The following is a 13668-nucleotide window of genomic DNA, read 5'->3' as shown; positions in this document are numbered from 1 at the left end:
TTAGTGCAATGTCCAAAAAATGTAATTAATCTGTACCGTCCGGATCAATTCAGCTTGTATTTCACATATTCTAACTGCTCCAACCCCTCCAGGAATTCGTTGGTCAGGTTGATCTTTATTTTCTTCGCCGGCATCTCGATCGCAAGCTCGTCTTGCATATCCAAAATTTTGAATTTGAGCTGACAGTTGGCTTGCTGATCTTCCACTACCGTGAGCGCAATCAACTCTTCCAGATTTTGCACGAATTCGTCGTTAAGCGATTGTAACGGTACTTGAATAGTAAATGACTTCGCCATCTTATCCCGCAAATCCGACAGCAATTGAATACTCCTAAGTTCAAAACCCCAATTACCGACCTGCTTGAACCGCTCCTGCACGATACCTCGTACCTGAATAAAATAGCCCTCTTGTAGATACCCTTTGAACTTCACATAATCTTCGCCAAAAGCCATAATCTCATAAGAATCGGAGTAATCTTCAATCACAAAGGATCCGAATGGCTTACCGTTTTTCTGAGAAACCCGATGGGAGGCTGCTGCTACGATACCACCGATAACTATTTCGCGATTTTTGATCTTGGCAAATTGTTGTGTTACTTCCTCATCTACTTCCAGCGCCTTGGCCTGATTGATTAGCTGAAGATCCGACACCTTGTTGGCACAAAAGTGCGTAATCTCAAATTTGTAGCTATCTAGCGGATGGTTGGTCAGGTAAATACCAATCACATCTTTTTCGTATTTCAGTTTTTCAACCAATCCCCATTGCGCACAAGGTGCTAATATGGGTTCAGGAAGCTCGGCTGCACCACCTCCGCCAAACAAACTTCCTTGTGCAGAGCTTTCATTTTCCTTAAATCGCTGACCAAAACGTATCGCTTTCTCTAAACCGGTAGCTTGATCGCCATCATTATTGAAATATTGTGCGCGATGCGTATCGGTGAAGCTATCAAATCCGCCCGCATAGGTCAAACTTTCAAAAGCTTTCTTATTAGCAGCACGCAAATCAATGCGCTTGGCCATATCAAAAACCGATTTATACAAGCCCTTGTCTCTGTTTTGCACAATCGTATCTACCGCACCGGCTCCGACTCCCTTAACAGCACCCATCCCAAAACGGATGGCTCCTTCGTCGTTTACCGTGAATTTGTAATGCGACTCATTGACATCCGGACCAAGAACGACCAAGCCCATACGACGGCACTCTTCCATAAAGAAGGTGACCTGCTTAATGTCGTTCATATTATTAGAAAGTACTGCAGCCATATATTCTGCCGGATAATGCGCTTTCAAATAAGCGGTCTGATACGCTATCCAGGCGTAACAGGTAGAGTGCGATTTATTGAAGGCATAACTCGCAAAGGCTTCCCAGTCTGTCCAGATCTTTTCTAGCGTCTTAGGATTGTGTCCTTTCTCTGCCGCCTGACCCACAAATTTGGGCTTCATCTTGTCCAATACGGCTTTTTGCTTTTTACCCATCGCTTTACGCAACACGTCGGCATCACCTTTAGAAAAACCAGCCAGCTTTTGCGAAAGCAACATCACCTGCTCTTGGTAAACGGTGATGCCATAGGTTTCCTGCAAATATTCTTCGCAGGCGTCCAAATCGTAGGTAATCGGTTCTATGCCGTGTTTACGCTTTACGAAAGATGGAATATACTCCATCGGACCTGGACGATACAGGGCATTCATCGCAATCAAATCGGCGAAAACGGTTGGCTTCAGCTCCTTCATGTACTTTTGCATGCCGGGAGATTCGTATTGAAATACCCCAACGGTTTCTCCACGTTGAAATAATTCATACGTCAGCGTATCATCGATCGGAAAAAGATCGGGATCGAGTTCAATATTGTGGCGCAGCCGCACATTGACTACCGTATCTTTTATTAACGTCAGCGTCTTCAGGCCTAAAAAGTCCATTTTTAATAATCCGGCACTTTCTACTACCGAGTTATCAAATTGGGTGACGTACAGGTCTGAGTCTTTCGCTACCGATACTGGCACAAAGTTGGTGATATCGTCGGGCGTGATGATGACACCACAGGCGTGAATTCCGGTATTACGCATGGAGCCTTCCAGTACACGCGCTTGCTTGATCGTTTCTGCTTCCAGTCCAGCTCCATCTGCGATATCTTTTAATCGCTTTACGGCTTCCAGTTCATCGCCACGCAGCGCCTCTTTCAATGCTTTTTCTTCCAGATGAAAGATCTTACTCAGCTTGAGATTGGGTATAAGTTTGGCTATTTCGTTGGCATCTGATAACGGCAAGTCAAGCACGCGAGCGGTATCTTTGATGGAAGATTTAGCCGCCATTGTACCGTAGGTAATGATTTGTGCTACTTGCGATGCACCATATTTATCGATTACATATTGCATAACGCGGCCGCGGCCCTCATCGTCAAAGTCAATATCGATATCGGGCATGGAAACCCGGTCAGGATTTAGAAAACGTTCGAAAAGTAAGTCGTAGGCAATAGGGTCGATGTTGGTGATCCCCAGACAGTATGCCACGGCCGACCCTGCTGCCGAACCCCTTCCCGGCCCTACCGATACGCCCATCTTGCGGGCTTCTGCAATGAAATCTTGTACAATCAGGAAATATCCCGGATATCCGGTATTTTCGATCGTGGCCAATTCAAAATCCAGACGTTCCCGAATTTCGGGGGTGAGGTCAGGGTATCTCTTTTCAGCGCCTACGTAAGTGAGATGGCGCAAGAAGGCATTTTCACCACGCTTTCCACCATCTGTTAGGTCTTCCGGCGATTGGAATTGTTCTGGAATGATAAACTTTGGAAGCAGTACATCGCGATTAAGGGAATATCCCTCAATCTTATCAATCACTTCCTGAATGTGGATAATAGCCTGCGGCAAATCGGCAAATGCTTTTTTCATCTCCGCATCGGATTTGAAATAGTACTCTTGATTTGGAAAGCCAAATCGGTATCCACGTCCGCGACCTTTCGGTGTGGATAGCTTTTCGCCATCTTTTACACACAACAAGATATCGTGGGCATGCGCATCTGCTTTATTAACGTAATAGGTGTTATTTGTGGCCAACAATTTTACATTGTGCTTATCGGCAAACTGGATCAAAGTTTCGTTTACACGCGACTCATCCTCCTGTCCATGACGCATAATTTCCAAATACAGATCTGATCCGAACTGCTCTTTCCACCAAATTAACGCTTCCTCGGCCTGGCTTTCACCCATATTCAAGACCTTGGAAGGAATCTCCCCGTATAGGTTACCCGACAACACAATCAGGTGCTCTTTGTATTTTTCTACCGTCGCTTTATCGATTCGGGGAACATAATAAAATCCTTCTGTATAGGCGACAGAAGACATTTTCGCTAAGTTGTGGTAACCTTGTTTATTCTTTGCCAGAAATACGACTTGATAGCCGTTGTCCTTCCGGGTTTTATCTTTGCGATCTTCGCAAACATAAAATTCGCAACCTACGATTGGTTTCAGGGCTTGTCCTTCGAAAGGTACGCCGCTATCTTCCGCTTCTTGCCTTTTGGTCTCCAGAGATTTGTTGTGATCGAAGATCTTGCTCACAAACTTAAATGCGCCCATCATGTTGCCATGATCGGTAATAGCGACTGCCTGATGTCCGTTTTTGATCGCAGCATCTACTAATCCATCGACCGAACTGGTGGATTGCAGGATGGAGAACTGTGAATGGTTGTGCAGATGTACGAAAGATGCATCCTCCAGCTCTGCTAGCAGGTTTTTATCGACCACAATCTGGTCGGCACCGTCCGACTGCTCGGCGCGCAGCGCCTGCGAAGCGGCTTTGAGGTTAACGTGCTGTAGACCGACAGTCGGGATCGTTTGCGGATTCTGGGTTTTGAAATCTACAAAATACCCGGTATCTGTTTGTAAATCCTCGGGTGTAAATACTTCCTGGCGCACCAACTCAAAGAAACAGCGTGTAGTTGCTTCTACGTCGGCGGTGGCATTATGCGCTTCCGCGAATGGAACTCCGAAAAGGTATTGGTGCAACTCCGTTAGATTCGGCAGTTTGAAACGACCGCCTCTTCCGCCGGGTATTTTCAATAAGTTGGCGGTAACCTCTGTACACGTGTCGAGTAAAGGCATCGTAGCCATCGGAGAATCGACGCCGAAGCGATAAAACTCACAGCCCATGATATTGATATCAAAACCCACGTTCTGGCCGACTACAAATTTGGCTTTACCCAACGCTTCATTAAATTTCTGCAAGGCATCTATTAACGGGATACCTTCTTCGGTAGCCAGTTCGGTCGAGATACCATGGATCTTCTCGGCGTCATAAGGAATATTGAAGCCATCCGGACGGATTAAAAAGTCCTGATGCTCCACGAGATTCCCCATTTCATCATGCAGTTGCCAGGCAATCTGAATACACCTGGGCCAATTATCCGTATCGGTAATTGGCGCATCCCAGCGCTTAGGTAATCCTGTAGTTTCGGTATCGAATATAATATACATGAACTCTGATCCTGATTTATTTATAACGACGAAAGCAGCACTTGGTATATGCTGCTCTCAAATTTTGTATAGATTGGCAAGCAACCTTTTAGTCGAGGATCACCACCTCTACTCTTCTATTTTTCTGACGGCCGTCTGGCGTTTTATTATCCGCTACCGGAGCTGTTTGTCCATGACCTTTCGTACTAATACGAGAGCCGTACACGCCTGCAGATTCCAAATACGCTTTCACCGAAGTAGCACGCTTCTCTGATAGCCATTGATTATAAGTTGCTTCGCCGGTAGAATCGGTATGACCATCTACTCGGATTTTTTTATTGCGATCTGCATTTAACAAATCAGACAACTTATCCAACTCTGCCTTTGCTGCATTCGTTAGGTAAGACGAGTTTGTAGGAAACAATAGATCAGACGAAAGTGTAAATTTTATCCCTTCATTAGTACGTGAAGCATCTTTAAATTCGCCTTTTACGTTATTAAGACCGTCATCCGTACCATCTTTAGATATCACCGCTCCTGGGTTTACCAGCATATTCTTGGATTTACAAGAATAGAAAGATAGGGTTGAAATTATACAAATCGCGAGAAGATTGATCCTTTTTATCATGTCTGGTGCCGTTTTATTCGTTTGGTAAATATAGCAAATCTAATTTAAACTGCTTTGGACAAATATCTTTTCTTGCACCGCTTTGATTTCAGGTACTTCTCTGTATAATTTCCAGATCAATCCAGTGCGGGCATTCTCTATCATAATCGCTACTGAAGCCTGGTTGATAGAAAGGTATTCGTCGGATACATCGTAATTTTTAAGATCTATCCACGAACGGAATCCATATTCCGTGAGGAGAATATCGCCATATTCTCTATACAACGTTAGCAAAGCTTGTAACCCTTTATCATAATCTACCATTACTGAAGATACGCTGATGGCAGGGTTGATATGAGAGCTGGCATTACGATCCGTTTCTGACTGATAACCCCATACCGCAACATTACGTGTACCGCGACCCGATTCGTTATCTCTCCTTTTCACATAATTAGTATACCGCTTAAGCACATCTGCAAAGGCAAAATCCGCTGTATTAGCGAGCTTGGGATCAATTGTCAAAAATGGGGTATACATAGACAGCAAATTACGGTTAGTAAGCTCACCAAATGGAACTCGCACCCCATACAGTACCGTATCGCGCAACATATTTTGTCGCTGCAATGCTTTATCCAAATCATGCATATCAGACTCCAATGTTTGATTCAGTTGGCGCTGATTCTGCACCAAATCCTCTGGCTCCAAATCGTCGAGACTATCTGTCAGGATGGTGTTTTGCGTATTGTAATCGTAGTTAAGGTTATGGAGGAATCCGCTGGAAGATATCCCGTTTTTAGTGGAGGCGGCTGCTAATATATAGGTATTCATACTTTCATTGAATCCGCCTAAAGGCTTTATCTCTGTCAGCTCCTCAAGCACCCCTACATCAGCTACTAATACATCTTCTGTATCGGCCATCACCAACGCTGGCCAATTGATATTATCCCAAAGCTTATTAATTTTTCCACGGATGTATTTCTCATCTTCGGTATCTCCGTCCAAAAACTGCCGTACAACAAGCAAGGACTGCAACATCGTAGTTGTAGCAGTCACGCTATAATTAGGCCGTGCATCCATGTAAATAGGCTCTTTCTTTCTACCATCGTAAAACGACGCAAACACACCATGTTTCTCCGGGACAGATTCTAAAAAGTCTACCACCCGCTTCACGCGATGCGTAAATGTATTTTTGGAAACATATCCCCTTTCCACGCCTACCAATAAGGCCAATAAAGCTAAGCCCGTTTCATTAGTAGACACCACAGTCTTTCCTTGCTGACGGAAAGGTGTGTGCATACCACTATTAATATCAAAATTGTCTACGAAATAATTGATATGCGAACGCTGAATGATATCAAAAACTTGTTGATCGGCTAATCTAACGGGTTTCACTTCCTGAATGGCGGAATACGGAGATTCTTTGTAATCATAATCTACCCAGGCAATCTTATAGTAATAGGTTTTGTCTAATGCCGGCACGTAATCCAACCCTCCTTGCATACTAATCGGGCGAATGGAAACAGGTTCGAATGTTTTCTTATCTTCCGAGCGATAAATTTTTACGTAGCGAATACTCGGGGTTAAGGGCAATTGCCACTGTAAATGAATATTTCTATCATAGGGCGTTACCTTAGAAAGTACAGCGGGCGAGGTAAGCCGTGCTTTGGAATAATTCGTAGGAAGAAACTCCACCTGATCGAGGTAAATATGATGCGAACCCGTGCCCTGCTGATGCAAGACAACAGCTTTGATGGCACTTTCGACATCTACACCCCGAATTTTAGAAATAGGAATACGCACATCCAACCAAGTATTCACATTATATTCCTCTATAAAGTTTGCCAGGTTTATCCGATCACTATCTCCGTTCTTCTGCCGAATAGACAGGGTCGGTAATTGTTTGCTAGTCGTTTTGTCCGAATGTACATACAACTTCAGCACTAAAATATCCTTATTAGTGATCCGATAATGGTATTTTTGGCGGCTATATTTGATAGCTGCTTCCCAATTTCCACCCGCGGCATTGTCATAGCGCAACGATAGAGAATTGCCTGGCGTAAAAAATATACTATCGGAAACCGGAAGATGTTTACCCACATTCTCTATCCAACTGCCTCCTGTACAACGAATTTCACTTTTGGCATAAACCCCTTTGATAAGACTGTTATCAAATACAACCTCCGGGTAGGTATCTGCTTGTGCATTAATGCTGATCAAAAGGCTTATGCCAATAAGTAGATATATAATTTTCATATTTTAATTCAAGTAGATCGATCTTTGACCTACCGAGCAAAAATCAAACCAGTATATAAGGCCATAAGAAAACACCATCGCGAAAGATCTACGACCGCGGCCTCAAAAATAATTGGCGCATTACTAGGCTTTTAGTGTATTAAAGCACGTGTAGACGCACAAATAATTTCTCGATATAGTTTTTCTGTCTATATTTGCAGCACCAAAAGCGAAAGTAGCTCAGTTGGTAGAGCACGACCTTGCCAAGGTCGGGGTCGCGAGTTCGAATCTCGTCTTTCGCTCTCTACTTGCCTAGGTGGTGAAACTGGTAGACACGCAGGACTTAAAATCCTGTTCCCGTTAAGGGAGTGCGGGTTCGATTCCCGCCCTAGGTACAAAACCCTTTATATCAACAAGATATAAAGGGTTTTGTCGTTTACTAGAATTACTGCTTATCGGAACTTTTAACAGTTTGATTTACTGGGAGTATAAATTTAAGTTGAAAATGAACAAGATACCTACACCAACTCCAGCGCCTGTAATTCAGCAGCAAGTCGATGAAGCCCTTCCTCAATTTTTTTCAGTTGAGGTTGACGAGGCTTTTTTAGCCCAGAAGAGTAATGCTGTAGTTGGCGTTGGTTTATACCAGTAATCTTCTCCAAAGCAGAGTTGGTAAAGATTCCTTTATAGTAGTTTAAAAGGCTTTCCACATCAAAATGATAAATAATTTTATAATCACCTTTTAGTGTAGCCGGGATATTTTCTGGTGTAAACTCCTCTTTGATAATATCAATAGCCCCCAAAATGGATTGTTTTGCTTCTTCGACCGTATCTCCTCCGCCATAGATGCCTTCGGCATTCTCTGCATAAGCACTGAACATATCGGCACTGCGCTCAATGATGATTTTCAAGGTTTTCATAATGTTGTCCCTTTTAGCTTTCATGAGAACCTGGAGCTTATTTACGCCCCAGATCCTTCATGATTTTTTGCGAAGACCCTCTCCAATTTCCTTACTACCATGATAGGGAATGGGATAAGTCCTCCCATCTTTCTCATAAATGTAGTGAGATCCACTAGTGCAGATATGGTTCCAGCCATTCTTTCGCAAAAATCTGTGGAATTCACTTGATTTCATAAAAAAATTAGTTTAAATGTGTCTGGAAAATTTATGCCTTAAATCGCCATACACACCTCTAACTCCACAACACAAAGGTAGTATATTTACTACTAATTACATAAATTATTTTTACTTTTCAATAGAGACTGTAGTCATAGTATTGAACGAGAGTCATAAAATACTTGTCAAGCTGCCTTTCTAATATTAGCAATACAATCATAGCGACTTCTTTGGAGAAGTCTACTGCGATTACCCCAATAGATAGCTTGTTGAATATTTCCAAAAAGGTCGACATTGCAACGCCCCCTGTACAAATCCCTTTATATCAACAAGATATAAAGGGATTTGTCGTTTAAGACCTTTTCTAAATCGTTTTTAAAACGGAAATCTTATATTTATATATTCTCAGATTTTTTTAACCAGATAAATCGGATTCAAAAATATGTTTACGGTAGCACAACTTCAAACCGCCCACAGCAAGGTAAAATCAGGTGCTGATTTCTCCACTTATGTTAGCGAAATTAAAGCATTAGGGGTTACTCATTACGAAGCCTATGTAAATAATGGACATATCTTGTTTTTTGGAGAAAACGACCACATGGCAAAAGTACCAGAGAAGTATGAACCTTTAACGATTGCTCCTGTAGTACATAGCGAAGAATTTAAAGCACAGCTAGTCGCTCACCAGCAAGGGAAAACAGACTACCTAACCTTTATAAGTATGTGTGCAGAAACCGGAATTGAAAAATGGATCGTTGACATAGAAAAGATGACCTGCACCTATTTTGATACCAAGAAAAATGAAATCCTGACCGAACAAATTCCACAGTAGCTTACTGCAAAAATAGTGATGATAGACACTCCTGTAAAAAATGCTATTTATGATGTGCTGATGGAAATGTTTGAAATATAGCTTTTAAGAGATGACAAAAGTAATTGACAAAGTTGCGCTGCTGTGTTTACGAGATAAACAGGTGCTTACGACTCGTTCGAAGAATAAAACTACCCTTTATTTCCCAGGCGGTAAAAGAGAAGGGAATGAATCGGACTTGGCCTGCCTGACACGCGAAATAAAAGAAGAACTGGATGTACAAATAATAGAAAGTACAGTCAAGTTTTTTGGTGTCTTTGAAGCTCAGGCAGATGGACATGAGGAGAAAGTAATAGTTAGTATGCGTTGTTATTTCGCTGACTTTGAAGGCACACTCCTACCGTCCAATGAGATCGAAAGCTTCGAGTGGATAACCTTTCAAGATAAATTGAAAACTTCTGCAGTTGATCACCTGATCATGGATAAACTAAAAGAGATGGACTTGATCCAATAGTATTTATAGCCATTCTTACAACACTATTCCTGCATACCATCATATCACACAAGCATTCCCCTGTAATATATAGCAGTGGAAGCTGGAGAATTCTTTCCAAGTTAATATTTCCTGATCAACACCTCCATTTTGCTGAAACAGAAAAGCATCTTCTCCATTACGCAAACGTTATAGTTCTGATATTGAGACGATTTAACAATTTATTGAGACGTACTGTAAATTTTATCGTCAACACAATGATGAAATTTGAATTGTTGAATAATATCTAACCAACTTATAAACTCAACGTACTTCTTAGCACAAAATCGTCATAGGATTATTCAGCAGCATACCGTGGTCCTAATTATATGCATTAGCAATACTCAGAAAAACTGATTTAAGAGATAAAAAAGGCTGTTGTCCTGAACCACTTATCTTAAAACACAACATTCTGTATTCAAGCTTAAAAAAAGCATTTTTTTGAGCAGGGAATCCTTTTGCGCTAAAATATGGTATGCCACATAATTGCTAACCACTGCCATTAAGCTTGTATTGCACAAGTGGAATTGGTCGATAAGTTATAAAATCTAACTAAATAATAATTATGATGGAAAACAGATTAAACAGAACCTATAATTTATGGTTGCTTAAAATCGGCATAATCTTACTGGGCTATCCACCCGGTATCGCCAACACGCAAGCCCGAGAACATCCGAGTAAAACAATCGATACCGATGTTGAAATCTGGACAGCGCACGTAGTTGAAACTAAAGAGCACATAACGACGGATAATCGATCTATGTCTATCATAGCAGATGCAAGAGACATCGTAAGTCTGCAACAAGATCAAGAAGTGCGCGGTAGTGTACGAGATAGCTCTGGCGTATTGCTCCCCGGCGTTTCTGTAACGGTAAAAAATAAACCCAGTATTGGCACCACCACCGACCTCAATGGTCGCTACATTCTAAAAGTTCCGGCAAACTCGACACTGATCTTTGCCACTATTGGTTACGAATCGCGAGAAATCAACGCAACAGGCCGGGAGGTGATCGATGTGGTATTAGTAGAAAGTGGCTTTGTGGTAGAGGAAACAGTTGTCACGGCATTTGGGCAAAGGCAAAGGAAGACGGATCTGATTAGCTCTGTTAGCTCCATCAACCCAGAAGAATTACGCATGCCAAGCAGCAACCTTACCGGTGCTATGCAGGGTCGCGTGGCAGGGATGATTTCTTTCCAAAGAAGTGGCGAGCCTGGCTTGGACAATGCCGACTTTTTTATTCGGGGCGTCGGCACCTTCGGCGTCAATAGCCGACCGCTGATTCTTATAGACAATATGGAAGTCACCACCGATGATCTGGCCAGAATTCCGGTAGACGATATCGCCAGCTTTTCGATCTTACGCGATGCGACCGCATCAGCGGTATACGGATCGCGTGGCGCCAACGGTGTTATTTTGGTCACCACAAAATTGGGTACCGAAGGTCGTCCAAAAATCACGTTCCGCGCAGAACAACGTGTATCTACACCAACACAGATGACCAAAATCGCCGATCCGGTGACATTCATGCGTATGAACAATGAAGCAATTCTGACGCGAGATCCGTTGGCTATCACGCCTTATACCGACGAAAAAATAGCGCGTACAGCAGCCGGAGATGACCCCATCAATTACCCAGCGGTGAATTGGCTCGACGAGGTGACTAAGCCCAGTACGCATACGCAAAATTATAACATTAATATTCGGGGAGGCGGGCAGCTTGCGCGTTACATGGTGAGCGGCAACCTAACGCAGGATAATGGACTCATTCGCGTCAATCCAATTAACAACTTCAATAATAACGTTGATTTCAAGGTGTACAACCTGCGTAGTAATATTGAAGTAAACGTGACAAATTCGACGCAACTGATGGTGCGCACAATCGCTAACTATCGAAATTACAGCGGACCGCCGGAAGGCGGCAGTTCTTCATTTCGGAATGCACTAAGAGCGAATCCAACCTTGTTTTTGCCCGTGTACGAAGCCGGTCCCCAGCAAGCCTACATCAGTCATCCTCTATTCGGAAATTATGATGATGGCAGTGGCAGTTCCTACCTCAATCCCTATGCTGAAATAGTAAGGGGCTATTCAGAATGGTCGCAAAGCAATATGCAGGTACAGGTAGAACTAAGGCAGGATTTCTCTAAATGGATCGAAGGTTTCAGCTACAGAGGACTCGCCAACGCATCCAGAAGCGCTTACATGGAATATCGCAGACAGTATAATCCTTTTTATTACTCACCACAGGGCATAGATCCCAATACAGGCGCCTACACCTTTTTCAACCTCAACCCCTTAACAGGTACGGAATACCTGGATTTCAGTGATAATGGTCGAGGACAGGAATCACTTTTCTACATGGAAAATGCGCTTAACTACAACCGCACCTTCAACGATGAGCATGTAGTTACTGGAATGGTAATCAATACGATACGAAATCGTATTACGCTACCCAGAGATCAAAGTGGCAATGTGATCAATACCCTTCCTTATAGAAATGTAAGTTTTGCAGGATCGTTCACCTATGCATACGACAACCGATACCATGCACAATTTTCTTTTGGATACAATGGTTCTGAAGTATTTGCACCCAATCACCGATGGGGATTCTTCCCATCAGCAGGTATCGCATGGACCGTGCACAACGAAAAATTTATGGAACCGCTGCAAGATGTGATCAATACGGCACGGATTCGCTTTACCCATGGTTTAGTGGGGAATGACAATATTCACAATAGCCGCTTTTTCTACCTATCGCAAGTAAATCTCAACGACAATTTACGACGATTCAACTTCGGCGTGAATGCGGGAGAAGAAAATTACCATCGCAATGGCGTGTCTATTAATCGCTACGCCAATCCGTATGTAAGTTGGGAGGTATCCCAGCAAACCAATCTCGGGGTAGATCTGGGATTCTTAAATGGAAAATTGACCTTCACAGGCGACGCATTTCGCCAGATTCGATCCGACATTGTACAGGAGCGGGCAGCGCTCCCTTCTTCGATGGGACTAGCAGCTCCCGTGCTCGCCAATCTGGGGAAATACAAGAGTCAGGGATTTGATGCAGAGCTAGTCTACAACCACAGCGTGAATCAAAACCTGTGGTTTCAAGGTCGCGGTACATTCACCTTCGCAAAAGGTGAATACCTGTATTATGAAGAGCCCACCTTTGATCATGCTTACCTAAGTCGCATTGGCACGGATGTTAATCAACGTCGCGGATATATAGCAGAGCGTCTTTTTATCGACGACGAGGAGGTCTATAATAGTCCGGAACAATCTTTCGGGGGTGTAGTGATGGGAGGAGACATTAAGTACCTCGACGTGAATGGGGATGGCATTGTCAATGCAAATGATGAGCTACCTATTGGCTTTCCGACCGTGCCACAGATAAACTATGGTTTTGGTCTCACGTCGGGCTATAAAAGCTTTGAGTTTTCTTTCTTCTTCAGCGGAATGGGTAGAACATCGCTCTTCATAAACCCTCGCTTACGAGCTCCGAATGACAACAATGTCAATGGGGCCGCCCCTTTCGGTAGCCAAACATCACCCAATGCAGTGTTACAAGCCTGGGCAGATAGCCATTGGTCGGAAGACGATCGAAATGTCTATGCACTATGGCCAAGACTGAGCCAAAATCCATTGGAAAACAATGTCATTAGCAGTACACACTGGATGCGGAATGGCGCCTTTCTACGATTAAAGCAAGTGGAATTGGCTTATACGTTGAATAAAGATTTTACACGTCGCTTCAAGATAGATCAATTTAGAATCTATGCTAGCGGGAGCAATCTGTTTAGTGTTTCTGCTTTTGATTTGTGGGATCCGGAGATGGGCGACTCTGGCTTAAGGTATCCGCTGCAACGCGTATTTAACTTAGGCTTATTACTCACCTTGTAACCTAAAAATGCTGATTAAATTA

The 13668-nt window shown here is 43.1% G+C and carries 8 protein-coding genes and 2 tRNA genes; 5 read left to right on the top strand and 5 right to left on the bottom strand.

Annotated elements, in window-relative coordinates:
• Positions 1 to 44 precede the first annotated feature (44 nt).
• From dnaE to M8998_RS00700, 3 genes are all read right to left on the bottom strand, one after another.
• Positions 45 to 4469 carry a DNA polymerase III subunit alpha gene (gene dnaE, locus M8998_RS00710; RefSeq protein WP_249990061.1) on the bottom strand — a complete coding sequence of 1475 codons (4425 nt, stop codon included), beginning with the start codon at positions 4467 to 4469 and terminating at the stop codon, positions 45 to 47.
• An 88-nt stretch (positions 4470 to 4557) separates the two neighbouring features.
• Positions 4558 to 5001, bottom strand: coding sequence for an OmpA family protein (locus tag M8998_RS00705; RefSeq protein ID WP_249990060.1), 444 nt, complete (start codon positions 4999 to 5001; stop codon positions 4558 to 4560).
• 114 nt (positions 5002 to 5115) lie between these two features.
• Positions 5116 to 7308, bottom strand: coding sequence for a glucoamylase family protein (locus M8998_RS00700; protein WP_249990059.1), 2193 nt, complete (start codon positions 7306 to 7308; stop codon positions 5116 to 5118).
• 208 nt (positions 7309 to 7516) lie between these two features.
• On the opposite strand from M8998_RS00700, the gene M8998_RS00695 reads away from it, so the two are divergent.
• Together M8998_RS00695 and M8998_RS00690 are read left to right on the top strand one after the other, a co-directional pair.
• Positions 7517 to 7589 (top strand) — tRNA-Gly (locus M8998_RS00695).
• An 8-nt stretch (positions 7590 to 7597) separates the two neighbouring features.
• Positions 7598 to 7682: transfer RNA gene (locus tag M8998_RS00690), tRNA-Leu, on the top strand.
• Between the two features lie 123 nt (positions 7683 to 7805).
• Here M8998_RS00690 and M8998_RS00685 read toward each other — a convergent pair.
• Positions 7806 to 8207 carry a type II toxin-antitoxin system HicB family antitoxin gene (locus M8998_RS00685; RefSeq protein ID WP_249990058.1) on the bottom strand — a complete coding sequence of 134 codons (402 nt, stop codon included), beginning with the start codon at positions 8205 to 8207 and terminating at the stop codon, positions 7806 to 7808.
• Positions 8208 to 8264: 57 nt separating this feature from the next.
• Positions 8265 to 8423 carry a type II toxin-antitoxin system HicA family toxin gene (locus M8998_RS00680; RefSeq protein WP_249990057.1) on the bottom strand — a complete coding sequence of 53 codons (159 nt, stop codon included), beginning with the start codon at positions 8421 to 8423 and terminating at the stop codon, positions 8265 to 8267.
• Positions 8424 to 8847: 424 nt separating this feature from the next.
• Here M8998_RS00680 and M8998_RS00675 point away from each other — a divergent pair, with 424 nt between their 5' ends.
• From M8998_RS00675 to M8998_RS00665, 3 genes are all read left to right on the top strand, one after another.
• Complete coding sequence (locus M8998_RS00675) at positions 8848 to 9237, top strand: DUF1398 domain-containing protein (protein ID WP_249990056.1); 390 nt, start codon at positions 8848 to 8850, stop codon at positions 9235 to 9237.
• Positions 9238 to 9328: 91 nt separating this feature from the next.
• The gene (locus M8998_RS00670; RefSeq protein ID WP_249990055.1) at positions 9329 to 9730 is read left to right on the top strand and encodes an NUDIX hydrolase; all 402 of its coding nucleotides are present in this window, start codon (positions 9329 to 9331) and stop codon (positions 9728 to 9730) included.
• A gap of 583 nt (positions 9731 to 10313) precedes the next feature.
• On the top strand, positions 10314 to 13646 hold the full coding sequence (locus M8998_RS00665) for a SusC/RagA family TonB-linked outer membrane protein (protein WP_249990054.1): 3333 nt from the start codon (positions 10314 to 10316) through the stop codon (positions 13644 to 13646).
• The last annotated feature ends 22 nt before the right edge of the window (positions 13647 to 13668 follow it).

Origin of the sequence: Sphingobacterium sp. lm-10 (assembly GCF_023554555.1) — a bacterium.
In the GTDB taxonomy this organism is placed as follows: Bacteria; Bacteroidota; Bacteroidia; order Sphingobacteriales; family Sphingobacteriaceae; genus Sphingobacterium.
This window is presented reverse-complemented; position numbering and strand designations above follow the sequence as displayed.

What these genes read in the sequence shown, in the direction of transcription:
- M8998_RS00680 (WP_249990057.1), bottom strand. Translation starts at nt 8,423, where the DNA reads ATGAAATCAAGTGAATTCCACAGATTTTTGCGAAAGAATGGCTGGAAC.
- M8998_RS00700 (WP_249990059.1), bottom strand. Translation starts at nt 7,308, where the DNA reads ATGAAAATTATATATCTACTTATTGGCATAAGCCTTTTGATCAGCATT.
- M8998_RS00685 (WP_249990058.1), bottom strand. Translation starts at nt 8,207, where the DNA reads ATGAAAACCTTGAAAATCATCATTGAGCGCAGTGCCGATATGTTCAGT.
- M8998_RS00665 (WP_249990054.1), top strand. Translation starts at nt 10,314, where the DNA reads ATGATGGAAAACAGATTAAACAGAACCTATAATTTATGGTTGCTTAAA.
- dnaE (WP_249990061.1), bottom strand. Translation starts at nt 4,469, where the DNA reads ATGTATATTATATTCGATACCGAAACTACAGGATTACCTAAGCGCTGG.
- M8998_RS00675 (WP_249990056.1), top strand. Translation starts at nt 8,848, where the DNA reads ATGTTTACGGTAGCACAACTTCAAACCGCCCACAGCAAGGTAAAATCA.
- M8998_RS00705 (WP_249990060.1), bottom strand. Translation starts at nt 5,001, where the DNA reads ATGCTGGTAAACCCAGGAGCGGTGATATCTAAAGATGGTACGGATGAC.
- M8998_RS00670 (WP_249990055.1), top strand. Translation starts at nt 9,329, where the DNA reads ATGACAAAAGTAATTGACAAAGTTGCGCTGCTGTGTTTACGAGATAAA.